The 24,615-nt window shown below is 70.2% G+C and carries 21 protein-coding genes and 1 pseudogene; 12 read left to right on the plus strand and 10 right to left on the minus strand.

Features of this window, described 5'->3' with window-relative positions; translation table 11 throughout:
• The first annotated feature begins 59 nt into the window (after positions 1 to 59).
• The 6 genes from ACZ5SK_RS33525 (at position 60) to ACZ5SK_RS33550 (ending at position 3,498) form a co-directional block, all read left to right on the plus strand.
• Positions 60 to 296 (plus strand): Flp family type IVb pilin, encoded by a 237-nt coding sequence (locus tag ACZ5SK_RS33525; RefSeq protein ID WP_334577518.1) that lies wholly within the window; start codon positions 60 to 62, stop codon positions 294 to 296.
• 56 nt (positions 297 to 352) lie between these two features.
• A complete protein-coding gene (locus ACZ5SK_RS33530; protein ID WP_334581183.1) occupies positions 353 to 952 on the plus strand; it encodes a pilus assembly protein TadG-related protein in 600 nt (199 codons plus the stop codon).
• A gap of 34 nt (positions 953 to 986) precedes the next feature.
• Positions 987 to 1,568 carry a hypothetical protein gene (locus tag ACZ5SK_RS33535; protein ID WP_334577517.1) on the plus strand — a complete coding sequence of 194 codons (582 nt, stop codon included), beginning with the start codon at positions 987 to 989 and terminating at the stop codon, positions 1,566 to 1,568.
• Positions 1,569 to 1,576: 8 nt separating this feature from the next.
• Positions 1,577 to 2,194 (plus strand): OmpA family protein, encoded by a 618-nt coding sequence (locus ACZ5SK_RS33540; RefSeq protein WP_361701274.1) that lies wholly within the window; start codon positions 1,577 to 1,579, stop codon positions 2,192 to 2,194.
• Positions 2,195 to 2,237: 43 nt separating this feature from the next.
• Positions 2,238 to 2,624, plus strand: coding sequence for a DUF192 domain-containing protein (locus ACZ5SK_RS33545; RefSeq protein WP_457495397.1), 387 nt, complete (start codon positions 2,238 to 2,240; stop codon positions 2,622 to 2,624).
• Positions 2,625 to 2,697: 73 nt separating this feature from the next.
• Positions 2,698 to 3,498, plus strand: coding sequence for a class I SAM-dependent methyltransferase (locus tag ACZ5SK_RS33550; RefSeq protein ID WP_334577514.1), 801 nt, complete (start codon positions 2,698 to 2,700; stop codon positions 3,496 to 3,498).
• 16 nt (positions 3,499 to 3,514) lie between these two features.
• Here ACZ5SK_RS33550 and ACZ5SK_RS33555 read toward each other — a convergent pair.
• Positions 3,515 to 4,732 (minus strand): annotated as a pseudogene (locus ACZ5SK_RS33555) (winged helix DNA-binding domain-containing protein).
• A gap of 729 nt (positions 4,733 to 5,461) precedes the next feature.
• Between ACZ5SK_RS33555 and ACZ5SK_RS33560 the strand changes: the two are divergent.
• From ACZ5SK_RS33560 to ACZ5SK_RS33580, 5 genes are all read left to right on the plus strand, one after another.
• Positions 5,462 to 6,235 (plus strand): isoprenyl transferase, encoded by a 774-nt coding sequence (locus ACZ5SK_RS33560; RefSeq protein WP_457495398.1) that lies wholly within the window; start codon positions 5,462 to 5,464, stop codon positions 6,233 to 6,235.
• Between the two features lie 347 nt (positions 6,236 to 6,582).
• Positions 6,583 to 7,908: a PhoH family protein gene (locus ACZ5SK_RS33565; RefSeq protein WP_319671559.1), complete on the plus strand. Its 1,326-nt coding sequence runs from the start codon at positions 6,583 to 6,585 to the stop codon at positions 7,906 to 7,908.
• Positions 7,909 to 8,328: 420 nt separating this feature from the next.
• Positions 8,329 to 9,003, plus strand: coding sequence for an aggregation-promoting factor C-terminal-like domain-containing protein (locus tag ACZ5SK_RS33570; RefSeq protein WP_334577513.1), 675 nt, complete (start codon positions 8,329 to 8,331; stop codon positions 9,001 to 9,003).
• A gap of 83 nt (positions 9,004 to 9,086) precedes the next feature.
• Positions 9,087 to 9,803: an aggregation-promoting factor C-terminal-like domain-containing protein gene (locus ACZ5SK_RS33575; protein ID WP_334577512.1), complete on the plus strand. Its 717-nt coding sequence runs from the start codon at positions 9,087 to 9,089 to the stop codon at positions 9,801 to 9,803.
• A 141-nt stretch (positions 9,804 to 9,944) separates the two neighbouring features.
• Positions 9,945 to 11,375 carry an AI-2E family transporter gene (locus ACZ5SK_RS33580; RefSeq protein WP_457495399.1) on the plus strand — a complete coding sequence of 477 codons (1,431 nt, stop codon included), beginning with the start codon at positions 9,945 to 9,947 and terminating at the stop codon, positions 11,373 to 11,375.
• Positions 11,376 to 11,378: 3 nt separating this feature from the next.
• Here ACZ5SK_RS33580 and ACZ5SK_RS33585 read toward each other — a convergent pair whose 3' ends face one another.
• The 6 genes from ACZ5SK_RS33585 to ACZ5SK_RS33610 form a co-directional block, all read right to left on the minus strand.
• Positions 11,379 to 11,921 (minus strand): alkyl hydroperoxide reductase, encoded by a 543-nt coding sequence (locus ACZ5SK_RS33585; RefSeq protein ID WP_334577511.1) that lies wholly within the window; start codon positions 11,919 to 11,921, stop codon positions 11,379 to 11,381.
• A gap of 192 nt (positions 11,922 to 12,113) precedes the next feature.
• A complete protein-coding gene (locus tag ACZ5SK_RS33590; protein ID WP_334577510.1) occupies positions 12,114 to 14,453 on the minus strand; it encodes an ABC transporter permease in 2,340 nt (779 codons plus the stop codon).
• The gene (locus ACZ5SK_RS33595; protein ID WP_334577509.1) at positions 14,450 to 15,139 is read right to left on the minus strand and encodes an ABC transporter ATP-binding protein; all 690 of its coding nucleotides are present in this window, start codon (positions 15,137 to 15,139) and stop codon (positions 14,450 to 14,452) included. Before ACZ5SK_RS33595 ends, ACZ5SK_RS33590 begins: the two co-directional genes overlap by 4 nt.
• Positions 15,136 to 15,660: a PadR family transcriptional regulator gene (locus ACZ5SK_RS33600; RefSeq protein WP_334577508.1), complete on the minus strand. Its 525-nt coding sequence runs from the start codon at positions 15,658 to 15,660 to the stop codon at positions 15,136 to 15,138. Before ACZ5SK_RS33600 ends, ACZ5SK_RS33595 begins: the two co-directional genes overlap by 4 nt.
• Before the next feature lie 127 nt (positions 15,661 to 15,787).
• Positions 15,788 to 16,042, minus strand: a complete 255-nt coding sequence (locus tag ACZ5SK_RS33605; RefSeq protein WP_334577507.1) for a type II toxin-antitoxin system antitoxin — start codon at positions 16,040 to 16,042, stop codon at positions 15,788 to 15,790.
• The gene (locus tag ACZ5SK_RS33610; protein ID WP_361701286.1) at positions 16,039 to 16,986 is read right to left on the minus strand and encodes an SPFH domain-containing protein; all 948 of its coding nucleotides are present in this window, start codon (positions 16,984 to 16,986) and stop codon (positions 16,039 to 16,041) included. Before ACZ5SK_RS33610 ends, ACZ5SK_RS33605 begins: the two co-directional genes overlap by 4 nt.
• A gap of 307 nt (positions 16,987 to 17,293) precedes the next feature.
• On the opposite strand from ACZ5SK_RS33610, the gene ACZ5SK_RS33615 reads away from it, so the two are divergent.
• Positions 17,294 to 19,765, plus strand: coding sequence for a transglycosylase domain-containing protein (locus ACZ5SK_RS33615; RefSeq protein WP_334577505.1), 2,472 nt, complete (start codon positions 17,294 to 17,296; stop codon positions 19,763 to 19,765).
• A 133-nt stretch (positions 19,766 to 19,898) separates the two neighbouring features.
• On the opposite strand, the gene ACZ5SK_RS33620 is transcribed toward ACZ5SK_RS33615, so the two are convergent.
• The 3 genes from ACZ5SK_RS33620 to ACZ5SK_RS33630 form a co-directional block, all read right to left on the minus strand.
• Positions 19,899 to 22,031 (minus strand): SpoIIE family protein phosphatase, encoded by a 2,133-nt coding sequence (locus ACZ5SK_RS33620; RefSeq protein WP_334577504.1) that lies wholly within the window; start codon positions 22,029 to 22,031, stop codon positions 19,899 to 19,901.
• Positions 22,032 to 22,347: 316 nt separating this feature from the next.
• On the minus strand, positions 22,348 to 23,040 hold the full coding sequence (gene fomD, locus ACZ5SK_RS33625) for a cytidylyl-2-hydroxypropylphosphonate hydrolase (protein WP_334577503.1): 693 nt from the start codon (positions 23,038 to 23,040) through the stop codon (positions 22,348 to 22,350).
• Positions 23,041 to 23,113: 73 nt separating this feature from the next.
• The gene (locus ACZ5SK_RS33630; protein ID WP_334577502.1) at positions 23,114 to 24,499 is read right to left on the minus strand and encodes a class II fumarate hydratase; all 1,386 of its coding nucleotides are present in this window, start codon (positions 24,497 to 24,499) and stop codon (positions 23,114 to 23,116) included.
• Positions 24,500 to 24,615 lie beyond the last annotated feature (116 nt).

A 24,615-nucleotide genomic window follows, 5' to 3' on the forward strand; every position in this document is an offset into this window, starting at 1 on the left:
CTCCAAGGTGGACACACGGCCTTACGTTGCCGGTCACGCCACCGATGGAGGGGAACGCCATGAGCGACCTGCTGCTGAAGACCGCCGTCGCGGCAAAGGTCCGGGTGAGCGGCTGGACGAACACGACAGCGCAGGCCGTACGCCGCCGCGCCCACGGCGACAGGGGGCAGACCGCGGTCGAGTACCTCGGCATCATCGCGGTGGTGGTGGCGATCGTCGTCCTGATCGCGAACACGAACCTGGGACAGACGATCGTCGACAAGCTCACCACCCAGATCGAAAAGGTGGCCCCCTGACCCGAGGCCCAGTTCGCGTGCACGGCGACTCAGGGCAGGTCTTCCCCATCTACATCATGGTGGTGGCGGGCCTGCTCTTTCTGGCGTTCGCGTACTTCGCGGTCGGCCAGGCGGCGGTGAACCGCAACGGCGCTCAGACGGCGGCGGACGCGGCGGCGCTGGCGGCGGCGCAGGAAACCCGGGACCAGCTGGCCGACCTGTGGGTACTGGACGTCAGCGACCCGAGGAAGTGGCAGAGCATCTTCGAGGGCAACGGGGCGGACGACGCGTGTTGGCGGGCCAAGCAGCTGGCGGAGATGAACGATGCGACGGCCGAGTGCGTCCCTGACGGCCCTCTCGGCTACACCGTCAGGGCTCAGACGAACAAGACCGTCGGGGAGTCTGTCGTGCCCGGCACGGCGGACAGGCAGGCACACGCCAATGCCACCGCAGTGATCGAGCCTCTGTGCAGTTTCGAGTCGCCATCCGAGTCGCCATCCGAGCCGCCGGTCGAGCCGTCTGGCCAACCGTCGGGTGAACCGCCGGGCGGGGACCCTGGGGACGACGTGCTGCCGACGCTCACCTGCAAGGGTGGGAACTGGGAGCCGGACCCGGACGATCCCGCCGATCTGCCCAAGCCCGAGGACCTCTTCGACGTCCACCTGGCCAAAGACTGACGCGTGAACGACAAGTGGTGAAGGAAGCGGAGTGATGAGCATGCGGTTCACGGCGAAAGCCCGTAGGGGGATGGTCGCGCTGACCGTCGTGGCCGGGTTGGCTCTCGGCACGGCGGCCTGCGGCGGCGGGGGCGACGACGACAAGAAGCCGCAGAGCTCGTCGTCCGCGTCCAAGACCGGTGGATCGCAGCCGGACACGCAGGAAGGGCAGTCCGAGGAACCGATTGCCGAACTGAAGGGCCCGAGTGGGCTGCTGCTCCAAATCACTTCCGCCGTTCGCGACTCCGGCGGCTTCGTCACCGTGAACGGGACCCTGAAGAACGACAGTGGCACGCTGGTCACGATCCCGTCCGCCCTGAGCGGCAACGAAACCGAGATCATTAACAACGGAAGGTCCCTCGGCGGAGCCACCCTCGTCGACTCCAAGAGCAAGAAGCGTTACTACGTCCTCCGCGACACAGACGGCCGTCCTCTGACGACCACAGGCTTCTCGGCACTCAAGGCGGGCGAATCCATCGACGTCTTCCTCCAGTTCCCCGCGCCCCCCGCCAGCTCGACCGACGTCACCTTCCAACTCCCGCTGTTCCCCAGCGGGGTCATCAAGATCTCCGGGTGAGGACGGCCATGACCCCACGTCTCACTCTGGCGGTGGCCACGGCCACCCTCGTGATCATCGGGATGGCCCCCGCCGCCCACGCCGACGACACCAAGCCCAGCGTCCCGCCCGGCACCGAACCCACAGCCTCCGCCCCCGTGAAGGTCGACCCCAACGACCCCGACCTCAAGCTCCCGGAGGGCGGCACCCTCGCCGCGCCCAAGGTGCTGGACATCAAGCAGGTCGTCGAGGACGAGGCGGGGGACGAGCGGCGGGAGGACACCAACGCGGACGTGACGTTCGCCCTCCAGGCCGAGGTCCTCTTCGGCAAGGACAGCTCGAAACTCGGCCCGGAGGCGCAGGCCAGGATCGCCACGATCGCCGCCGAGATCAGGAAGCAGAACACCACCCTGGTCCGCGTCTTCGGCTTCACCGACAACCTGGGCTCCTCCGCCCACGGCGACGTCCTGTCGAAGCAGCGGGCGGACGCCGTCCAGGCGCAACTCGCGGGTGCGCTGAACAACCCGAACATCACCTTCGAGGTCCGCGGCTACGGCGAGCAGTACCCCATCTCCGACAACTCCACGGAAGAGGGCCGCAAGAAGAACCGCCGAGTGGAGGTCACGTTCCCGCGCACGGCGAGCTGATCTTGCGCATCACATAGCCCGTACAGGACGCGAAAGGCGGGACATGAGGCGTTGGCGTGACGGGCGGGGGCGGTTGACGGTGCAGGGGGACGGCGGCGCGAGCGTGACCGTGCCGTTGGAGTTCGCCACGTCCTACCGGGCCCGTACGAAGGGCCTCCTGGGCCGGGACGCCGTCGACGGCGCGTTGTTGCTGTCGCCCGCTTCCGGCATCCACACCTTCCGTATGCGCATCCCCATCGATGTCGCCTACCTGACCCGCGACCTCACCGTCCTCGCCGTCCGCACGATGCGCCCCAACCGGCTGGGCCGACCGCGCCTGCGCGCACGGCATGTTCTGGAGGCGGAGGCGGGTGTCATGGCGGGGTGGGGGGTGAAAGCGGGGGCGCGGGTCTCGGTCGAGGCGGACCGGGCCGACGGCGAAGTGCCGTGAGGGGAGACACCCTTGCACCGCACCGGCATGAAAATCGGCGGCGTCCGCGTCCCTCTTCTGTGACGATCGCCCTATGAGCGCCGACGACCGCGACCCGCGCCCCAGCTTCGAGGACCTCCTGGCCGAAGGGGCCGCCGTCCCCACCGAGGGATGGGACTTCTCGTGGTTCGAAGGACGGGCCACCGAGGAGCGGCCGTCGTGGGGGTACGCGGTGTCGTTGGCCGAGCGGCTGGCCGGGGCGACGGCCGCGCTCGACATCCAGACCGGGGGAGGGGAGGTCCTGGACTTCGCCCTCGCCCGCATCGGCCCCGAGGCGCCCGTCCTCACCGTCGCGACCGAGGGCTGGCCGGCGAACGTCGCCAAGGCCACCGCGCTGCTCCGCCCGCGCGGCATCGCGGTCGTCGCCTGTTCGGAGGACGCCCCGCTGCCCTTCGCGGACGCCGCCTTCGACCTGGTGTGCAGCAGGCATCCGGTCCGGCCCCTCTGGGGTGAGATCGCCCGCGTCCTGCAACCCGGCGGGACCTACTTCGCCCAGCACGTCGGCCCTCGCAGCGTCTTCGAGCTCGTCGAGTACTTCCTGGGGCCGCAGCCCGACGAGGTCAGCAGCACCCGGCACCCCGAGCGGGAGCGCGCCGGCGCCGAGGCGGCGGGGCTGGAGATCGTCGACCTGCGGGCGGAACGGCTGCGGATCGAGTTCTACGACATCGCCGCCGTCGTGCACTTCCTGCGCAAGGTGGTGTGGATGGTCCCGGGCTTCACGGTGGAGACGTACCGGCCCCGACTCCGCGCCCTGCACGAGCGGATCGAGGCCGAGGGCCCGTTCGTCGCGCACAGCACCCGCCACCTCGTAGAGGCCCGCAAACCGACCGCCTGACCCGCCCCACCGCCCCTCAGGCGTGCGGTCCCGTGGTCACCTCGCCGATGACCAGTTCGGCCGTTGCCTCGGCACCTCCCCGACGTGGTCGGCCCGTTCCCCGAGTTCCCGCGTCTGCCGGGTCGTCAGGCGGTCCAGCGGTTCGACCGTGATCGTCGTACGACGGCCGCGGCGCGCCTGGTGCCAGACGCCTGCCACCACGCCGTCGATCAGCAGCACGGGGTGGTTCCCGGCCTGGCCGCCGGCCAGCGCCCGTTTGTACGCGGCCCCCGGGAACAGCAGCTCACGCGGTTGCGCGGCGATGACGTACGCGTCGAAGTACGGCAGCAGCCGCACACCCCGCACGCCGCCCGCGGCTTGCGGGTCCGCCGTATCGGAGAACTCCGTGTCTCCGGCCGCCACCCAGGCCCGTGCGCCCTCGAAGAACACCTCCTCCACCGCGCCCTCCGCCGCGAGTTCCCCGAACAGGCCGGTCGTCCAACTCTCCTTCGTCGCCCGCCACTTGGCGAAGTGCGCGGGCGTCGCCGGGCCGTAGGCCGTCAGGTAGCGGCGGACGAGTGTGCGCAGGGCCAGGTCCGCAGGGAGCGGGTCGAAGCGGGGCGGGCGGGTGTACGTCACCTTGCGGCCCCGGTTCAGGCCGAAGCACAGGGCGCCCGCCTGGCCCGCCGTGGGGGTCCCCCATGCCCTTAAGGCTATGGGGGAGAAGTACCGGACGGCAGCGCGGCCACAGGCCCTGGAAGGCGGGCATCACCAGGTCCCCGGCCCAGGGGCCGGTGCGGGCGACGACCTGCTCGCCCAGTTCCTCCACCGTCAGACACGCCCCGTCGAGCGCGTCGGCGATCGCCGCCACCACCTGCTCCGCCTGCTTCTCGGTGAGCCGGACGTCGGGCGCGAAGGGGCCCGCTGCGGACGGCAGCGCCGTCAACGCCGCGCTCCACAGGGGGAGTTCGTCGGCGGGGAGGAGATGGACGGTCCCGCGCGGGCCGTGCGTACGCACCAGTGAGCGCTCCTCCCACAGTGCGGCCCGCACGTCCTTCCGCGTCACTCCTGCCGCACGCACCCCGATCGCCACCTCCGCCGCGGACGGCACCTGGGCGTGGGCGCCGAGCATGGCCGCGACGACGTCCTCGACGACGTCCGCGACGACGTTCGCGGGCGACCTGGGACCGCCTGCCGGCGAATTGGCCAGGAACTGTCGTTCGAGTCGTCGTGCGGAGGCCTCTCGCCAACTGATCCTCAAGGTCGTGGCGTCGACGTTAGGGGGCAAAGAGGTCAGATCCTGTCCTCTGCGCCGCCGTGCACCCCCCCCCGAGCGCCCCCGGGCCGGCACCACCCCTCCTTCCACCCCTCCTTCCGCCTCTCCATTCGCGCGACCCGCCGCCTCCACGGAGTTTCCGCATCGTTATCGCGAACCGTTCACATTCGGGCGTGGACCTGACGTAAGTTCGAGGTCAGACAATTCGCGTGAGCAAAGCTGCGTGGACGTCACCGCGCAGTGGAGGGGGCTGCGCGGTCACGCCCGCGTCAAGACGGCGTTCGCGGTCGGGTTAGCCCGTCGGGGAGACTCTCGGACAGCTGACCGGCCCTCGCCCAAGTCGCCCCAAAACCTCTGCTTCCTCCGGCAAACACCCCCATTACCCTGGGAATCCGCTGCGTTTTGGCCATGAACCACTCATGAACCATGCCTTAAACGGCCATTGGCGCGTCGCCGGGCGACTCCGGAGAGTAGTTGTGGCGCGCTGATGCATGCAGCATCACTTACGAAGGGTTATGGTGGAAACCCCCCCTCGGGCCGGTCCGTCTCCCCCCCCCCACGGACCGGCCCGTTTTTTGTGCCCCCGCGCGCCTCCCGTCCGCCCTCCCCCAGCGCCCCCTCCGTGCCCACCCGGCTCAACGACCCAAGCCCCGCAGGGGTAGGCTGCGCCCCGCGGGGACCGCACCGTACGGAGGGGCTGACATTCACGTGAACCTGCGCGACAAGCTGCGCGGCCTTCTGGTCAGGCTGTACGCACGCCGGGTCGAAGGTCACCTGGACCACGCTCAGGTGCCCAAGCACATCGGCGTCATCATGGACGGCAACCGACGCTGGGCAAAGGCCGCGGGTTCCACCACCGAACACGGCCACCGCGCCGGCGCCGACAAGATCGAGGAGTTCCTCGGCTGGTGCACCGAGACGGACGTCGAGGTCGTCACCCTGTGGCTGCTGTCGACGGACAACCTCGACCGCCCGGCGGAGGAACTCGTTCCGCTCCTCGGCATCATCGAGGACGTCGTGCGCACCCTCGCCGCCGACGGCCGCTGGCGCGTCCACCACGTCGGCACCCCCGACATCCTCCCCTCTCATGTGCAGACCGCGCTGAAGGAGGCCGAGGAGTCCACCGCCCACGTCGACGGAATACTGGTCAACGTCGCCATCGGCTACGGCGGCCGCCAGGAGATCGCCGACGCCGTGCGCTCGATGATCGTGGACGCCGCCGACAAGGGCACCTCGATGGAGGACCTCGCCGACTCCGTCAGCGTCGACCTGATCGGCCGCCACCTCTACACCGGCGCGCAGCCCGACCCCGATCTGGTGATCCGCACCAGCGGCGAGCAGCGGCTGTCCGGATTCATGCTGTGGCAGACGGCCCATGCGGAGTACTACTTCTGCGAGGTCTTCTGGCCGGCCTTCCGCAAGGTCGACTTCCTGCGCGCCCTGCGCGACTACGCGGCCCGCCACCGGCGTTACGGCGGCTGACACCGCCGGCCCGTCGGCGTCTGCTGCGGGCTACCGGCGGGTCGCCAGGGGCGGAAGTAACGAAGGACGTAACGAGGAGTTCACCGGCGCGCCGTCATATGCCGTGGCATGGCGGCGCATGTTCGAGGGCATAAGCCAAGCAGGTCGACGCCCGAACCACGGGTGTCGGATCTCAGCGGACGGCACGGGGCCGTCCGCCCGGGAGGCCCTTTGCACCAGCCCGACCGTGCGGTCACGGCACGGAAGAAGCAGCGGGGGGCCGGTTCTCGGCCCGTGCAGGGCGGCCGAGAACCGGTCCAGCTCCACTCCGTCGCTCCCCGACCTCATCCGAGGGGGTACGTCCTTCCGTGGTGACCAGCACAAAGCGCCGTATGCCAGACCGGCGCACCTATGTTCTCGACACCAGCGTCCTGCTGGCCGACCCGAACGCCATGACCCGCTTCGAGGAGCACGAAGTCGTGCTCCCCATCGTGGTGGTCACGGAACTGGAGGCCAAGCGGCACCATCCGGAACTCGGCTACTTCGCCCGGCAGGCGCTGCGTCTGCTGGACGACTACCGGGTGAAGTTCGGTCGCCTCGACGCCCCCATCCCGATCGGGGAACTCGGCGGCACCGTCCGTGTCGAGCTCAACCACTCGGACCCCAGTGTGCTGCCGACCGGCTACCGCCTGGGGGACAACGACTCCCGCATCCTCGCGGTCGCCCGCAATCTGCAGGCCGAGGGATTCGACGTCACCGTCGTGTCGAAGGACCTTCCGCTCAGGATCAAGGCGTCCTCGGTCGGTCTCCTCGCCGAGGAGTACCGCGCCGAGCTCGCCATCACGGGCTCCTCCGGCTGGACCGGAATGTCCGAGCTGAGCCTGTCCGCCGAACAGGTGGACATCCTCTTCGAGGTCGGTCACACCTACGTGCCCGAGGTCGCCGACCTTCCCGTGCACACCGGTCTGACCATCCAGTCCGAGCGCGGCAAGGCGCTCGGCCGGGTCACCGCCGACGGCAACGTGCGCCTCGTGCGCGGCGACCGGGAGGCGTTCGGCATCAAGGGCCGCAGCGCCGAGCAGCGCATCGCGCTCGATCTGCTGCTCGACCCGGACGTCGGGATCCTGTCGATGGGCGGCCGGGCCGGCACGGGCAAGTCCGCGCTCGCGCTCTGCGCGGGTCTGGAGGCGGTCCTGGAGCGCCGCCAGCACCAGAAGGTGATGGTCTTCCGGCCGCTGTACGCGGTGGGCGGGCAGGAGCTGGGCTATCTGCCCGGTTCCGAGGCCGACAAGATGGGCCCCTGGGCGCAGGCGGTCTTCGACACGCTGTCCGCGGTCACCAGCCGCGAGGTCATCGAGGAGATCACCGCCCGCGGGATGCTGGAGGTGCTGCCCCTGACTCACATCCGGGGCCGTTCCCTCCACGACGCCTTCGTGATCGTCGACGAGGCGCAGTCGCTCGAACGAAATGTGCTTCTCACCGTTCTGTCCCGTATCGGCGCGAATTCCCGGGTCGTTCTGACCCACGATGTGGCGCAAAGGGACAATCTGCGGGTCGGGCGATATGACGGTGTGGTCGCCGTCGTCGAGAAACTGAAGGGACACCCGCTCTTCGCGCATGTGACGCTGAACCGGTCCGAGAGGTCCCAGATCGCGGCACTTGTGACCGAAATGCTGGAGGACGGGCAGATCTGACCCTGATCGGACAACTTCATAAAAGCTGAGGTGAGTTGGCGTCGTCCGGCAAAGGCAGTGAGCCTAGCCGGGCGGCGCCTTCACGTGTGGGCCTTTCGTGAAATCCCCAGGGGTAATGGAGATGTGAGCTTTCACACGCAACTCGGAATTGCCTTGCGCGTTTGGTTACGGCAGAGTCTCAGTCCTGTCAGGCCCCGCATACGACACACCTGTACCCCCAGCGGATCAGAACCACTTGAGCTTCATCCTCAACTCCATACCGACCGTCGTATGCCGCCCGAGCTTCACGCGGCGCTTCCCCAGCGGGAGTTGCCCACCGGGCCCGTGTCTCCTGTGACCCCGCAGTTCGGAGACCAGCGTCAGGGGCACGATTGCGTCCGCCAGGGTCACCGAAGCGGGCGATGCTGGAAGGAAAACCGTGTGAGCCGGATCTCGGTCCGGGGATTCGCAGTGGCCTCGGCCACGGCGGTCACCGCTGTCGGAAGCGTCGTCGGCGTTGCGTCGGGCAGTGTCGCGCAGCCCAACGACGCAGAGGCGACGGCAAGCGACGCGACGCTCCTCGCCGACCTCCCCGTGGGCCAGCAGGCCCAGGTACAGACGGCGTCCCTCGCGCAGCAGGCCAGCTACCAGGCCATCGCCGCGGACGAGGGCGCGAAGAAGGACGCCGAGGAAGCGGCCCGCAAGGCCGCCGCCGAGACGGCCGTCGCGAAGAAGGAGGCCGCCGAGAAGGCGGCCAAGGAGCGCGCCGAGGCCAAGACCAAGGCCAGCCGTAGTGCGGGCGACTTCCCCATCCTGAGCTCCTACTCCATCGACCAGATCCAGGCGATGGCGGCGCAGATGGTGCCCAGCGGCCAGTTCCAGTGCTTCAGCAACATCGTGGACCACGAGTCCAGCTGGAACTACCACGCGGTCAACGCCTCCTCCGGCGCCTACGGTCTCTTCCAGGCGCTGCCCGCCGGTAAGTACGCGTCCGCCGGCTCCGACTGGCAGACCAACCCGGCCACCCAGATCAAGTGGGGCCTGAACTACATGGACAGCCGGTACGGCAGCCCCTGTGAGGCGTGGTCGTTCTGGCAGGCCAACCACTGGTACTAGCAGGACCCAGCACGACCCGGGCGGCCCCGGCCGTTCATCCCCCCTCACCCTGACCACCTGATGACTCAGCAGAAGGAATACGTGTGAGCCGGATATCGGCCCGGGGCTTCGCCGTGGCCTCTGCCACCGCCGTCACCACGGTCGGCGCCGTCATGGGCGTCGCCCAGGGCAGCGTCGCGCAGCCCAACGACGACGCCGAGGCGACGGCGGGCGACTCGACCCTCCTCGCGGACTTACCGGTAGGCCAGCAGGCCCAGGTACAGACCGCGTCCCTGACCCAGCAGGCCTCCGCGCAGGCCATCGCGGCCGACACCACCGCCAGGAAGACGGCGGAGGAAACGGCCCGCAAGCAGGCGGCGAAGGACGCGGTGGCCAAGCAGAAGGCCGCCAAGGACGCCGCGGACAAGGCGAAGGCCGACCAGGAGGCCAAGGAACGCGCGGAGGCGCAGACCAAGTCCGCCTCCAGTTCGACCGTGGACCCCGGCAGCTTCACCCAGCAGTCGTCGTACACCGTCGCCGAGGTCCAGGCCATCGCCCGGCAGATCGTGCCCGCCGACCAGTTCCAGTGCTTCAGCAACATCGTGGACCACGAGTCCACCTGGAACTATCAGGCCGTCAACGCCTCCTCCGGCGCCTACGGCCTCGTCCAGGCCTATCCCGGCTCGAAGATGTCGTCGGCCGGCGCCGACTGGCGGACCAACCCGGCCACCCAGATCAAGTGGGGCCTGAACTACATGAACGAGCGCTACGACAGCCCCTGCGGCGCCTGGGACTACTGGCAGGCCAACCACTCCTACTGAGTAGGCGTCACAACTCTCGCTCAACCCTGCGCAGCCCCTCCCCGTCATAGGGGGAGGGGCTTTCGCCCTGTACGGTCGGTACGGCCGGGACCGACGACTCCAGGGGGAGTGGTGGGGAGAGACGGGGGAAGAGGACCGATCATGTCGCGAGTGCCAGGGTGGCTCGGCCGGCTGGGCGCCGGTCTGACCGAAATGGGGGAGCGGCTCGACGAACGGCGCGTGGAGGTCGAGCGCGAGAGCGAGGGCCCCGCGCTGGAACCGCCGCCCGCCGCCCAGACCGCCACAGCCACCACGGCCGTCATGGCCGCTCCGGTGCCTGCCGAGGCCGAGGAACTTCCGCCGCGCAGTGCGCGTCCCGACCCCGTGCAGGCCGTGCCGTGGGGAGTGCGGGTCGCCGCCGAGGCCGGCTGGCGGCTGCTGGTGCTCGCCGGGACCGTCTGGATCCTGATCAAGGTGATCAGCGCGGTCCAACTCGTCGTCATGGCCTTCGTGGTGGCCCTGCTGCTCACCGCGCTCCTGGAACCCACCGTCGCCCGGCTGAAGCGGGTCGGCGTGCCCGGGGGGCCCGCCACCGCGCTGACGGCGATCCTCGGGTTCGTCGTCATCGGCCTGATGGGCTGGTTCGTGACCTGGCAGGTCATGGCGAACATCGACAACCTCTCCGACCAGGTCCAGAGCGGCATCGACGACCTGCGCCGCTGGCTGCTCAACAGCCCCTTCCACGTCACCGACAAGCAGATCAACGGCATCGCCAAGAACCTGCGCGAGGCGATCGGCGACAACACCGACGCGATCACCTCGGTGGGCCTGGAAGGCGTCACCGTCGTGGTCGAGGCGCTCACCGGCATCCTCCTGGCGTTCTTCTCGACGCTCTTCCTGCTGTACGACGGCAAGCGGATCTGGGAGTGGACGCTCAAGCTGGTCCCGGCGGCGGCCCGGCCGGGCGTGGCGGGAGCGGGTCCGCGGGCCTGGGCGACGCTCACGGCGTATGTGCGCGGCACGGTGATAGTCGCGCTGATCGACGCGATCTTCATCGGCCTCGGCATCTACTTCCTCGATGTGCCGATGGCCGTCCCGCTCGCCGTGTTCATCTTCCTGTTCTCGTTCATCCCGCTGGTCGGCGCGGTCGCCTCCGGCGCGCTGGCCGTCGTGGTCGCACTCGTCACGCAGGGCGTGTTCACCGCGGTGATGACGCTGGCGGTGGTGCTGGCCGTCCAGCAGATCGAGGGCCACATCCTCCAGCCGTTCATCCTCGGCCGCGCGGTCCGCGTCCACCCGCTGGCGGTGGTCCTGTCGGTCGCCGCGGGCGGCATGGTGGCCGGCATCGGCGGCGCGATCGTGGCCGTGCCCCTGGTGGCCGTGACGAACACCGTGGTCGGCTATCTGCACGCCTACTCCCGGGAGCAGGCCCTGCGGCAGTCGCCGCGGCCACGGGGGGCCACGGCGGCCGGTGTCGCACCGGTGGCCGCCCCCGCCCCCGCCGCCGCGCGGAGCGCCGCGCCGACCGCCGCGCCGCAGGACCAAAAGCCGCAACTCCCGGCCGACGACGCCTCGGTCACGACACGCGAGTGAACCTCACGTCGAGCAGTCGGCGAGCACCGCTTCCGCGTCCAGGGTCACCGCGAGCGCCTGGATCACCGAAGCGATCTTGAAGGCCTCCTGGACGACCTCCCGCCCGACGCCCGCCTTGCGCAGCTTCTGCTCGTGCGAGTCGAGGCACAGACCGCAGCCGTTGACGGCGGAGACGGCGAGCGACCACAGCTCGAAGTCGACCTTCTCGACACCGGGGTTGCCGATGACGTTCATCCGCAGACCGGGGCGCAGATTGGCGTACTCGTGGTCGGAGAGCAGGTGGCGGGTGCGGTAGAAGACGTTGTTCACCGCCATGACGGCCGCCGCCGACCTGGCCGCCGTGTAGGCCTCCGGGGAGAGGTTCGCCTTTGCCTCCGGGGCCAGCTCGCGCAGCACGAGGGGAGAGCGCGCGGCGATCGCGGTCACCAGCACGGTGCCCCACAACTGCTGTGCGGACAGCTTGGAGTCGCCGATGACCGAGCCCAGATTGAGTCTCAGGTCCCTGGCGTAGTCCGGAATCGCGGACGTCAGCGCATCCAGCGTCATAGCAGTTCACTCCCGGCCGACAGCTTGATCGGTTCCAGGGTGGCCTCGCCCTCGCTCCCGGTGCAAGGGCACAGCTCGTCGGTCGGGGCCGGGTCCGAGTACGAAGGGCCCCTCCCCGGATGCGGGGAGGGGCCCTTGCCGTGGTTGCCGTGGCCGGTGTGATTGCCGTGGCCGGTGTGGACGGGGGAGTGACTACTCGGTGCGCAGGCCGTCCGGGCGCATCAGCCGCAGCAGCGGCGGCAGGCTGAGCAGCGTCACCAGCAGGACCACCGCCGCTCCGCAGCCGGTCATCGCCAGCACGCTCGCCCAGTCCACGCTCACCGGGGTGGACGTCATCTTCAGCAGTACGGCGCCCAGTGTGAGCCCCACCGTCAGGGCCAGCAGCAGGCTCAGCGCGATCGGGATCGCCGTCTGCCACAGCACCGACAGGCCCAGCGTGCGCCGCCGGGTACCGAAGGCGACCAGCGACGACAGCAGCTTCTTGCGCTCGCGCAGCTGCTCCAGCTGCGAGACCAGCAGGCTCGCCCCGATCAGCAGCAGCACACAGGCGGAGCCGACGAGCAGACCGGTGCGGATGGAGGTGAACTTCGTGTCCTGCCGGGTGGACGACCACATCATCGGGTCGGTCAGCGGATCCACGTGGTACGCCGTGTTGCGGGCGTACTCGTACGCGTCGGGCACGGACTCGTCGATCGAGAGGTACAGCTCACCGCGGACCGTCTTGTCGGCCGCCTTGGGCAGGGCGCTCGGCGTCATCAGGAAGCCGCCGCGCTCCCAGTCGACCAGGCCTTTGACCGACTGGGCCTCGACGACGCCCTTGGGGACGGTCCAGACGACCTCCGCGCTGCCCCCGGGGGAGGACTGCTCCAGGTACAACTTCTTGCCGGGCTTGTTCAGCTCCGGCCCGTCGGTGGAGTTCTCGGAGGTTTTGAGCGCGAAGACGTCGCCGTCCTTGCACGAGGGCAGCTTCGCCATCTCGCGCAGGGCCGGGCAGTCGCCCACGGTCAGATCGGCGGACAGGTTCGGACCGTTCTCGCTCCGCCAGGAGGAGTCGCCCAGGTAGCCCTCCCACAGGGCGACGACCTTGCGGACGGCCTTGGTGTCGGCGAACTTCTGGGCGGTGGCGGCCGGCGGGGCGCCGTCCGGCACCCGGACCTGCATCTGCGCCCGGGTGAGGTCCTGGCCGGTGGGCTTGGTGTAGTCGCCGTCCACGCCTGCGAACAGCATTTGCAGGGCGATCGCCCCGGCCACCGCGACCGCGATGCCGTTGACCATCCGGGCCGCCGTGCCGCTGCTCAACTGCAGCCGCCGTACGGCGAGTTGCCAGGCGACACCGCCCGAGCCGAGCCGGGCGACGACCGTCTCCACGAGCCAGGGCAGCAGCGCGGTGATCCCGACGAGGAGCAGCAGGACGCCGCCGGTCACCAGATACTGGTTGAAGCCCCCGTTCTCGCGGCCCTGTCCGATCATCGGGTAGAGCATCGCGAGGCCGGCCACCGGCATCAGCAGCCGCCACCACAGCCGTCGGCGGGCCGGCTTCGCCGTGCGCACCACGCCGAGCGGCTCGATCACCACGCCGCGCAGCGCGAACAGGGTGACCAGGACGGCGGCCGTCGGCACCGCCAGCACGACCAGGGCGGCCAGCGCGGGGGAGGGGTTGAGGTAGCTGGGCCACACGCTGATGTCCATCACCTCGACCGTGCCCGCCGCCTGGCGGCCGATCAGGAAGAAGACCGCGCCGAGGACCAGGCCCAGCAGTGAGCCGGCCATCGCCTCGCCCGCCGCGATACGCCGGGTCATCCGGCCGTCGGAACCGATCAGCCGGAGGGCCGCGAGCCTGCGGTCGCGCCGCTCGCCGCCGAACCGCACGGCCGCGGCGATGAACACGGCCACCGGCATCAGCAGCACCACGATGACGACGAGGACCAGCAGGACCAGCACCGGGTCGGTCTGCTCGTGCGTCGGCTTCGGGTTCCCGAACTCCTTCAGCCGGGTCACACCGGCGCTGTCCATGTGCGAGGCGAGCCCGGAGGCGCCGGCGTAGTACGCGAGTTCCTGGGAGCCGATCAGCCCGCTCTCCCCGATGGTCCCGACGATCCGGTACGGCATCCGCTCTCGCAGCAGCGCCGAACCGTCATCGGCGAGCAGCTTCTTCAACGCGGGCGAGACCACCATGTCGCCCTTCGCCGGGAACCGGCTCACGCCGGGCGGCAGCGGCGCGCGCGCCCCTTCCGGTTCCACCAACCGGCCGCGCACGCTCTTGTCGCGGAAATCCGTGTCGGTGCCCCTGATCAGCAGGGTGTCGTCGGCCTTGGCGGGCTGCGAGTCGCCGAACGCCCAGTCCAGCCGGGCCTGTTCACGGTCGTGACGCACCGAGAGCACATTCGGCACCGCCGTCGTCAGCAGCAGGACCGCCACGCCGAGGCCGACGCCCACCGCCGTCAGAATGGCCCTGACCCAGCCCTCCCGTCCGCCGGCGAAGGCGAACCGGACCCCCATGCCCAGGTCCCGATTCCACTGGCGCAGGCTCATACGACCCGCTCCATGTCCCGCGACTTCCCGTCCCGTACGACGATCTCACGGTCGGAGTAGGCGGCCACGCGGGCCTCGTGCGTGACGAGGACGACGGCCGCGTTGGCCGTCCGGGCGGCCTCGGTGAGCAGCTCCATCACGCGCTCGCCGTTGAGCGAGTCCAGCGCGCCGGTCGGCTCGTCCGCGAAGATCACGCGCGGGCTGGTGACGAGCGAGCGCGCCACGGCCACCCGCTGGCCCTGTCCGCCGGACACCTCGCCGGGCCGCTTCTTGCCGAGGTCGTCGACCTCCAGGCGCTCCATCCAGCTCAGGGCGGTGCGCTCGGCCTGCTTGCGCGGGGTGCCGTTCAGCCGCAGCGGCAGCGCCACGTTCTCCACGCAGGTCAGTTCCGGCACGAGCTGTCCGAACTGGAAGACGAACCCGAACTCCGAGCGCCGCAGCTCACTGCGCTGGGCGTCGCTCATCGTCGCGAGGTCACGGCCGTCGTACAGGATCGAACCGGAGTCGGGCGTCACGATGCCGGCGAGGCAGTGCAGCAGCGTCGACTTGCCGGACCCGGACGGGCCCATCACGGCGACGACCTCGCCGGGATGGATGGAGAACTCGGCGCCGTCCAGCGCCATGGTCGGCCCGTACGCCTTGCGCAGGTTCTCGGCGATGAGCAGGGATCCCCCGGGAGCGTTCACGCAGTCACCGCCGCCTTCAGCTTGTCGAGGCGCGCGGCGGCCAGCTCCAGCCAGCGCAGGTCGGCCTCGAGGTGGAACAGGGCATGGTCGCAGATCAGCTGGTCGGCGAGGTCGCCGCCCCGCTTGCGGTCGGTGAGGATGCGCATGCTGCGCAGATGCTCGGACCGCTGCGTGTCGAGGATCTCGGCCGCGTCGCGGTGCGTGAGCAGCGCGAGGACGACCTTCGTGTAGAGGGTCGACTGCAGATACGGCTCGGGCTTCTCGGGCGTGCCGAGCCAGCGCTCCACGTCGGTGACGCCGGCGTCCGTGATCGCGTACCGCTTGCGCTCGGGGCCGCCGCCGGCCTCGATGCCGTCGACCTCGACGAGCCCGTTCTTCAGCAGACGGGACATCGTCGAGTAGACCTGGCCGTAGTGCAGGGGCCGGTCGTGACCGAACTTTTCGTCGAAGGCCCGCTTGAGGTCGTAACCGTGGCGGGGCCCGGACTCCAGGAGTCCCAGGAGGGTGTGGCCGATGGACATGAGGAGGACTGTACATGCGGTGTATACCCGGTGTGTATACGCGGGGTGTGCAGGTCGCAGCGGTGGGTACGCGTGCGCAGGTGGGGGCCGATTGTCACCGTTCTGCAACAGGCGACGGCGAGGCCGTTCAGGCCGACGGGGGGCGCGGGGGCGATCCCCCCGGGGGGCGCCCGCGGCGGGGCAGCGGTCCCGTCTCTCCCGGCAGCCGCCCCGCCTCCTTCAACGCCTTCCGCAGCAGGAACTCGATCTGCGCGTTCGCCGACCGCAACTCGTCCGAGGCCCAGCGGGCCAGCGCGTCGTAGACGAGCGGGTCCAGCCGCAGCAGCACCTGCTTGCGCTGCGGCCGGCCTTGAGGGGCCGAACCCCCGGGGGGAACCGTCACTGGTAGAGGGTTCCGGTGTTCAGGACCGGCTGGGGCGCCCGGTCCCCGCACAGCACCACCATCAGGTTGGACACCATCGCCGCCTTCCGCTCCTCGTCCAGTTCCACGATGCCCTGCTCGGCGATCCGGCTGAGCGCCGCCTCGACCATCCCCACCGCCCCGTCGACGATCTCCCGCCGCGCCGCGACCACCGCGCCCGCCTGCTGCCGCTGGAGCATCGCCGAGGCGATCTCGGGAGCGTACGCGAGGTGGGTGAAGCGGGACTCGATGATCCGCACTCCGGCCGCCTCCACGCGCGCGTGCAGTTCTATGGCGAGCTTCTCGGTGATTTCCTCGGCGTTGCCGCGCAGCGAGAGCCCGTCCTCGTCGTGCGAGTCGTAGGGGTACTCGATGGCGATGTGCCGGACGGCCGCCTCGGTCTGGGTGGCGACGAACTCCAGGAAGTCGTCCACCTCGAAGCTGGCCTGTGCGGTGTCCTGCACGTTCCACACCACGACCGCGGCGAGCTCGATCGGGTTGCCGTAGGCGTCGTTGACCTTCAGGACGGCCGTCTCGTGATTGCGCACCCGGGTGGAGATCTTCTCGCGGGAGGTGAAGGGGTTCACCCAGCGCAGCCCGTCCTCGCGGATGGTGCCCCGGTAGCGGCCGAAGAGCTGCACCACGCGGGCCTCGCCCGGCGCCACCGTGTTCAGCCCGCACATCGCGAGGAACGCGGCGAGGGCGACCAGGATGCCGCCGGTGATCAGCACGGCCTTGACGCCGGTCGCGGTCACGGCGGTGGCCGCGGCGATCATCCCGCCGCCGGCCAGCAGCCCGGCCAGCCCGAGCAGCAGCGCGAGCCCGCCGCCCACGCTGTGCGCGGGGAACTCGTGCACACGCGGGGCCGGCATCTCGGGTGCGTCGACGTCGGGCGCGGAGGTGGAGGTGGAGGTGGAGGTGGGCATGGCGGGTCCCCGTTCTCTTTCGTCTTCTCTTCGGTCGTGCGGTCGGCCAGGCAGCCGAATCTGATGACGGCTGCCTAGCTAAGTGATATCACTTTAGCGCGTCGCGGCAACCCTGTACCCCTCTCGTACGTCGAATCGGTGGGGACGGTCTGCCGGTTCCACCGGTCGGGGTGCTGATTCTCACGCCCCCCGAACACCGGATCGGCAGCCCCTCGCCATAGACAGCGGTGTTAACTTTCTGAGCTGACCTGCCCCTGCCCACGGGCACTGGTGTGACTGCCGAGTAGGAAGCGGAGCGAGCGGACTCATGGGACGAGCGGAAGAGAGACGAGCGCGACAGCGCGGTGGCCGCCGCGCCGCGCCCAGGAACCGCTCGACGGAGACGGAGTCCGTGGCGCCCCCCACCACCGGGACCGCCACCGGGACCGCGGAAAGGACCGCGACCCGGAGCGCCTCCGCGGCAGCCCCCGAGACCGCCCCCGCGGTCGGCGGGCGCGCGGCGGCCCGCAAAAGCGCGAAGAAGGGCGGCAGGGGCGCGAAGGGCAAGGCCGGCAAGAAGAACAAGAGCTTCATACGCCGGCTCTTCACCTGGAAGAAGATCCTCGGCACGTTCCTCTTCATGACCGCCGCCGTCATCGGCGCCTTCGTCTGGCTGTACGTCAGCACGCCGATCCCCGAGGGCAACCCGGACGCCAACCTGCAGAGCAACGTCTACAAGTACGGCAACGGCGCGATCCTCGCCCGCGACGGCAAGGTCAACCGGGAGAACGTCGACCTCGCCACGATCCCCAAGCCGGTCCAGAACACCTTCGTCGCCGCCGAGAACAAGACCTTCTGGAACGACAACGGCGTCGACTTCAGGGGCACCGCCCGCGGTGTTCTCAACACGCTCATGGGCAAGGGCGCGCAGGGCGGCTCGACCATCACCCAGCAGTACGTCAAGAACTACTACCTGACCCAGGAACAGACCGTCACGCGCAAGCTGAAGGAACTGGTCATCTCCCTGAAGCTGGACCGGGAGAAGGACAAGGACTACATCCTGGCCGGCTACATCAACACCAGCTACTACGGCCGCGGCGCCTACGGCATCCAGGCCGCCGCCCAGGCCTACTACCGCGTCGACGCCGACAAGCTCTCCGTCGAGCAGGGCGCCTACCTCGCCGCGCTGCTCCAGGCGCCCAGCCAGTACGACTGGGCCTCCGCCTCCGACACCGGCAAGCGTCTGGTCCAGGCCCGCTGGAACTACGTCCTCGACAACATGGTCGGGCAGGACTGGCTGGACAAGGCCAAGCGCGACGCCATGAAGTTCCCGATCCCCAAGGACCCCAAGGCCGCCCCCGGCAAGGAGGGCCAGGTCGGCTACCTGGTCGACGCGGCCAACGCCGAACTCGCCAGACAGCTCGTCGCCAACGGCACCGCCGAGAACTACGAGGCGGGCGCTGCCCTGGTCAGCAAGGGCGGCTGGAACATCGAGCTCAACATCGTCCCGAGCAAGCAGAAGGCGCTGGAGACGGCCGTCAAGGAACAGCTGACCAGCAAGCTGGACAAGAAGAAACGCCCGGTCGACGGCGACGTCCAGGCCGGCGCGGTGTCGGTGAACCCGAAGACCGGCGCGGTCGAGGCGATGTACGGCGGTACCAGTTACACCGACCACTACCTCAACAACGCCACCCGCACCGACTACCAGCCCGCCTCCACCTTCAAGCCGGTGATCCTCGCCGCGGCCTTCGACGAGAACGCCGTGACGCAGAAGGACGAGAAGATCACCGCCAACACGATCTACGACGGCACCAGCAAACGCCCGGTCGTCGGCAGCGACATCGGCTTCGCCCCGGAGAACGAGGACGACCAGGACTACGGCCCCGTCACCGTCCAGACGGCGCTGAACAAGTCCATCAACTCCGTCTTCGCGCAGATGGGCGTGGACGTCGGCATGGACAAGGTGCTGAAGGTCGCCGACAACCTCGGCATGGACACCAAGGACCTGAAGGCGGTCCCGGCCCAGACCCTCGGCACCATGGGCGCGAGCCCCCTGCAGATGGCCGCTGTCTACGCCACCCTCGACAACCACGGCAAGAAGGTCACCCCGTCGGTCCTGAAGTCGGCGGAGAACAGCCTCCACCCCACGTTCAAGCTCGCCTCGCCCATCGGCGCGCAGGTCATCGACCGCGAGGCCGCCGACTCGGTCACCTCGGTGCTCACCGGCGTGGTCGACGACGGTACGGCGAAGAAGTCCGTGCGGGACAACCCGCTGCGCAAGGGCCAGAAGGTCGCGGGCAAGACGGGTACCTCCGACAACAACAAGTCGGCCTGGTTCACCGGCTACACCCCCGACCTGGTCACCTCGGTCGGCCTGTTCGGCGAGTCGGCCAAGCCCCCGCACCCCCAGGTCACGCTGACCGGCGCGACGACGGGCCTGACCACGGTCGACGGCCGTATCAACGGCGGTGGCTTCCCGGCGCAGATCTGGGCGGCGTACACCTTCGGCGTCTCCACCAAGGTCAGCAAGTTCGACCTGGAGACCGACCAGGGCGCGGCGGTCCAGACGTCGTCCCCGTCGCCCTCCTCCTCGCCGTCGCCGAGTTCCTCGCCGTCGAACTCGCCGAAGCCCAGTTCGTCCCCGTCCAACTCGCCGAAGCCCAGTTCGTCCCCGTCCAACTCGCCCAAGCCGAGTTCGTCCCCGTCGAACTCGCCGTCGGGCAACACCTCGTCGGAACCCACCACGGACGATCCGTCGTCCGGATCGCCGAATCCGGACAATCCGATCTTCGGCCAGTAGCGGCCTTCGGCCAGTAGCACGACAGCGCAGAGGGCGCCCGGAGATCTCCGGGCGCCCTCTCTTGTGCGTCTGACCGCGTCTGACCGCGTCTGATCGACGGCTGTTCGTGGCTGTTCGTGGCTGTTCGCCTCTGTCAGCTCCGGTTCAGCTCGAACCAGACCACCTTGCCGGTGCTCAGCCGCGTGGCCCCCCAGCGCCGGGCGAGCCGGTTCACCAGATACAGGCCGCGGCCGCCCTCGTCGGTCGCCCGGGCCTGCCGCAGCCGGGGCAGCTGGGGCACGTCGTCCCCGACCTCGCAGCGCAGCACGTCGGTCCGCAGCAACCGCAGCGTCACCGGCCGCGTGGCATACCGCACCGCGTTGGTGACGACCTCGCTGACCAGCAGCTCGACGGAGTCCGTCATGTCCTCCAGGCCCCAGCGGGACAGCGCCCGACGGGCCAGCCGGCGGGCCCGGCCGGGAGCCGCGTCCTCCGGTTCCAGGTACCAGTACGCCACATCGCTCGGCGCGATCCCGTCGAAACGGGCGGCGAGCAGCGCGATGTCGTCGTCCCGGTCGCCCGGGCCGAGCATGTCGAGCACCTCGTCGCACAGGGCTTCGAGGGGCGGCGGATGGTCCGGCCCGGTCAGCTGGGCCGTCGCGGCGAGCTTCTCGCGCAGCTGCTCTATGCCGGTCGCCACGTCCCGCAGCCGGGACTCCACCAGCCCGTCGGTGTACAGCAGCAGCGTCGCCCCGGCCGGCGCGTCCAGCTCCACCGCCTCGAAGTCGACCCCGCCGACGCCGATCGGCGCGCCCGGCGGCACCCGCAGCACCTCGGCCCGGCCGCCCAGATGCAGCAGGACGGGCGGCGGATGGCCCGCGTTGGCGATGGTGATGCGATGCGACACCGGGTCGTAGACGGCGTACAGGCAGGTCGCCATGCGGTCGGTGCCCAGCCGCTGGGCCTGCTCGTCCAGGTGGTGCAGGACCTCCTGCGGGGGCAGATCGAGACCGGCCAGCGTCTGGGCCGTCGTGCGCAGCTGCCCCATGATGGCCGCCGACGTCATGGAGTGCCCCATCACGTCGCCCACCACCAGCGCCACCCGGCTGCCGGGCAGCGGGATGGCGTCGTACCAGTCGCCGCCGACCCGTGCCGTCTCCGCCGCGGGCAGGTAGCGGGACGCCAGCCGGACGCCCGTGGGACGCGGCAGGGTCTCCGGCAGCATCGTGCGCTGCAACTCGTCGGCGATGTACGCCTCACGGTCGTACAGCACCGCCTTGTCGATGCCGAGCGCGCTGTGCGTGGCCAGCTGCGCGGCCACCAGCAGATCGTCGTTCTCGAACGGGAGGCGCTCCGGACGGCGCAGGAAGACCGCGGCGCCGATCACCCGGCGCCGGCCCCGCAACGGGGCCAGGATCGCCCGCTGGCCGCCCGGGACGACCAATGTGCTGTCCTCGCCCAGGAGTTCGGGCAGCGCGGCGCGTGCGGCCGGATTGTCCGCGAACACCGGACGCACCCCGCGCAGCACCTCCGCGAGCGCACCGCCGGGCCGCACCTCGCACATGTCCCCGACCGAGGCCGACAGCTCGGCGGTCAGCTCGCCCGGCTCCGGCGGCGGCAGCGCCAGCGCCGCGAAACCCGTCTCGGTGTCCCGCTCCTCGGGGATGCGGTCGGTGCGGCGCAGCCGCAGCATGATGCGGTCCGCGGCCGGCCGTTCGTCGCCCACGGGCAGCGGGTCGCGCAGATAGACGAGGATCGCGTCGGAGAAGGTCGGCACGGTGGCCCGGCACAGCCCCATCACGATCTCGTCGAGGTCCAGTCCGCGGGCGATCCGCCGGGTCGCGGCGCCCACGAAGCGCAGCCGGTCCCCGTCCCGCCGCATCGGCGTGGGCCGGCCGGGCTGCGCCGTCGCCGCCGCCCCGCGCCGCTCCTGGCCGCCGGGACCCCGTTCCGCGTGCGGGTCCGTGCCCGGCTGGGCCGGGATGGACTCGGGCACGGGGCGCGGCCGGTGGGTGTCCGGCTCGGCGGACGCCGAAGGCTGGGAGTGCTCGGTCTCCGCGGAGGAGCCGGCCTCCGTCCCGGCCGTGTCCTTGCCGGCTGCTCCCTGGCCGCTCTGGCCGCCCATGTTGCCCTTTCCACCCTTGCCGCACGGCGTCGTCGTACCCGAGGCGTCGGGCGGTAAGGCGGACGGGGCCGCAGCGGGCTCCGGGGTACGCAGGAGTGCCCCACGGGGGTCCGTGGGGTCGACGCCCTGGGGGCGTTCGTAGGAGAGGGGCTGCTCCGTCACGCGTGTCGAATCCGTCCGTCCGGGGCTGCACGCCGCGCGCGCAGTTGGTCCCGCAGGAAACCCGATACCCGGAATACGTGTCCCCGGAACGGAATTCCCGCGTGGTCAGAGGTTGTTCCTGTGTCACCGGTGGCCCGCGCGCGACCCTGGGGGCCGACGACGGACGTCCCTGCGGTGTTGCCCTCGTACCCCTCGATCACGTCCTGCCGCCCCTCGGTGACGTTCGGTCAGACCCGGCGTCTGCTCCGGGAGTTACTGCCAGCGTGCCTTGCGGAGGACGATCCTACGTTTGTTGCCCGGGGGCGCATCAAGGGTCTCATGTGGACAGGTGCGCGGGCGTACGGTCCCAGTCCTCCGGCAGCAACGGTACGGCCCAGGACGGATCCGGGCGCCAGTGCTGCCAGCCCTCGTCGAACGGCGGCCCCCACGCGCGGATCACCTCCACCGCCCTGCGGCCCGCCTCTTGTACCTGTTCGGCGACCGTCGCGTCCATCAGACCGTCCTGCTGAGCCTGCGCGAACTCGTCCTCGTCGCGCCAGCCCCAACTGCGGTCCGGGTAGACGCAGATGTCCAGAAAGTGGTCCTCCGAGTCCACCCCGCCGGCCCAACGGACCAGCGGCTGCTCAAGATTGACGTACCAGTTCTTGAATCGCCAGCCCGGCTCCCAGAACAGCCACACCGACCAGGGCTCGCCGGGCCGGGCCAGCTTCAGCACGCCGGTGCCGAACCAGTGGGCGCGCTGCACGGTTCGCGGCTTGGTGTACCGGGTGTGCAGCGGCTCCTGGTGCAGCGGGGTGCCGTCGGCGAGAACGGGCCGCACGCACTGCGTGCCCGGGGCCATCCACACGGCGAGCACGTCCTCGTCGTCCCGCACGACGGTGACCGGGCGGGCGATGTGGAAGCGTGCTCCGCCGTTCTCCCGGTAGCGCCACAGGATCCGGTCCCCGGGCTCCCAGAAGACCGCCGCACCGCCCGTTCCCATGCGTCTCATCGCTCCACCGTCTGCCATGCACAGATATTAGGTGCCATGGACATACGACGCTGCGGCGCGCGTCACGGTTCGCGCGCCGGAGCGCGAAAGGTTACGGGTGCGTCATCCGCAGGACATCCAGGGCCTCGTCGAGCTGTTGCAGCGTCAGGTCACCGCGCTCCACGTACCCTCCGTCGAGGACGGCCTCCCGGATCGTCTTCTGATCCGCGAGGGCCTTCTTGGCGACCTTCGCGGCCTCCTCGTACCCCAGGTACTTGTTCAGCGGCGTGACCACCGACGGCGAGGACTCGGCGTACTCACGGGCGCGCTCGCGGTGCGCGACGATCCCGTCGACCGTCCGGTCCGCCAGCAGCCGCGACACGTTGGCGAGCAGCCGGACCGACTCCAGGACGTTCTTGGCGATCACCGGCAGCATGACGTTGAGCTCGAAGTTGCCCGCCGCGCCGGCGGCGGCGACCGTGGCGTCGTTGCCCACGACCTGCGCGGCGACCATCAGCACGGCCTCCGGGATCACCGGGTTCACCTTGCCGGGCATGATCGACGAGCCGGGCTGGAGGTCCGGCAGGCTGATCTCGGCCAGTCCGGTGCGCGGCCCCGAGGACATCCACCGCAGATCGTTGGCGATCTTCGTCAGTCCGACCGCGATGGTGCGCAGCTGCCCGCTGGTCTCGACGATCCCGTCCCGCGCGCCCTGCGCCTCGAAGTGGTCGCGCGCCTCGGTCAGCGGCAGACCGGTGACCCGGGCGATCTCCTCGATGACGGCGGCGGAGAAGCCAGGCGGGGTGTTGATCCCGGTGCCCACGGCGGTGCCGCCCAGCGGCAGCTCGGCGAGACGCGGGAGGGAGGCGTGCAGCCGCTCCACGCCGTACCGCACCTGCGCGGCGTACCCGCCGAACTCCTGGCCCAGGGTGACGGGCGTGGCGTCCATCAGATGCGTGCGCCCCGACTTCACCACGTCGGCGAACTCCCGCGACTTGCGGGTGAGGGAGTCGGCGAGGTGCTCCAGAGCGGGCACGAGGTCGCGGGTGACGGCCGCGGTGGCGGCGATGTGGATCGACGAGGGGAACACGTCGTTGGACGACTGCGAGGCGTTGACGTGGTCGTTGGGGTGCACCTCCCGCCCCAGCCGCTCACCGGCCAGCGTGGCGATGACCTCGTTGGTGTTCATGTTGGACGAGGTACCGGAGCCGGTCTGGAACACGTCGACCGGGAAGTGTTCGTCCCACCGGCCCTCGGCGACCTCCCCGGCGGCCTCCTGGATCGCCTCGGCGATCTCCTTGTCGAGCACGCCGAGTTCCGCGTTCACCTTGGCGGCGGCGCCCTTGATCCGGGCCAGCGCCTCGATGTGCGCGCGCTCGATGCGCTGCCCGGAGACGGGGAAGTTCTCGACGGCGCGCTGCGTCTGGGCCCGCCACTTGGCCTCCGCCGGGACGCGTACCTCGCCCATGGAGTCGTGCTCGATCCGGTATTCGCTCATGCCTGTAGAGCGATCAGGACGGCACGGTTGTTCCGTACTTCACCCGTACGTGTCATGGGATGTGACCCAGGTCTCAGGACGGCCGTGCAGCAGACGACCGCGTGTCCACGTCGAGG

This window comes from Streptomyces sp. NPDC031474 (assembly GCF_055581185.1).

Excerpts from the sequence above, each read along its gene's own strand:
- ACZ5SK_RS33580 (WP_457495399.1), top strand. The coding sequence starts at position 9,945 with ATGTCGCGAGTGCCAGGGTGGCTCGGCCGGCTGGGCGCCGGTCTGACC.
- ACZ5SK_RS33530 (WP_334581183.1), top strand. The coding sequence starts at position 353 with ATGGTGGTGGCGGGCCTGCTCTTTCTGGCGTTCGCGTACTTCGCGGTC.
- ACZ5SK_RS33540 (WP_361701274.1), top strand. The coding sequence starts at position 1,577 with ATGACCCCACGTCTCACTCTGGCGGTGGCCACGGCCACCCTCGTGATC.
- ACZ5SK_RS33610 (WP_361701286.1), bottom strand. The coding sequence starts at position 16,986 with ATGCCCACCTCCACCTCCACCTCCACCTCCGCGCCCGACGTCGACGCA.
- ACZ5SK_RS33600 (WP_334577508.1), bottom strand. The coding sequence starts at position 15,660 with ATGTCCATCGGCCACACCCTCCTGGGACTCCTGGAGTCCGGGCCCCGC.
- ACZ5SK_RS33630 (WP_334577502.1), bottom strand. The coding sequence starts at position 24,499 with ATGAGCGAATACCGGATCGAGCACGACTCCATGGGCGAGGTACGCGTC.
- fomD (WP_334577503.1), bottom strand. The coding sequence starts at position 23,040 with ATGGCAGACGGTGGAGCGATGAGACGCATGGGAACGGGCGGTGCGGCG.
- ACZ5SK_RS33590 (WP_334577510.1), bottom strand. The coding sequence starts at position 14,453 with ATGAGCCTGCGCCAGTGGAATCGGGACCTGGGCATGGGGGTCCGGTTC.
- ACZ5SK_RS33535 (WP_334577517.1), top strand. The coding sequence starts at position 987 with ATGAGCATGCGGTTCACGGCGAAAGCCCGTAGGGGGATGGTCGCGCTG.
- ACZ5SK_RS33615 (WP_334577505.1), top strand. The coding sequence starts at position 17,294 with ATGGGACGAGCGGAAGAGAGACGAGCGCGACAGCGCGGTGGCCGCCGC.
- ACZ5SK_RS33525 (WP_334577518.1), top strand. The coding sequence starts at position 60 with ATGAGCGACCTGCTGCTGAAGACCGCCGTCGCGGCAAAGGTCCGGGTG.
- ACZ5SK_RS33550 (WP_334577514.1), top strand. The coding sequence starts at position 2,698 with ATGAGCGCCGACGACCGCGACCCGCGCCCCAGCTTCGAGGACCTCCTG.
- ACZ5SK_RS33545 (WP_457495397.1), top strand. The coding sequence starts at position 2,238 with ATGAGGCGTTGGCGTGACGGGCGGGGGCGGTTGACGGTGCAGGGGGAC.
- ACZ5SK_RS33585 (WP_334577511.1), bottom strand. The coding sequence starts at position 11,921 with ATGACGCTGGATGCGCTGACGTCCGCGATTCCGGACTACGCCAGGGAC.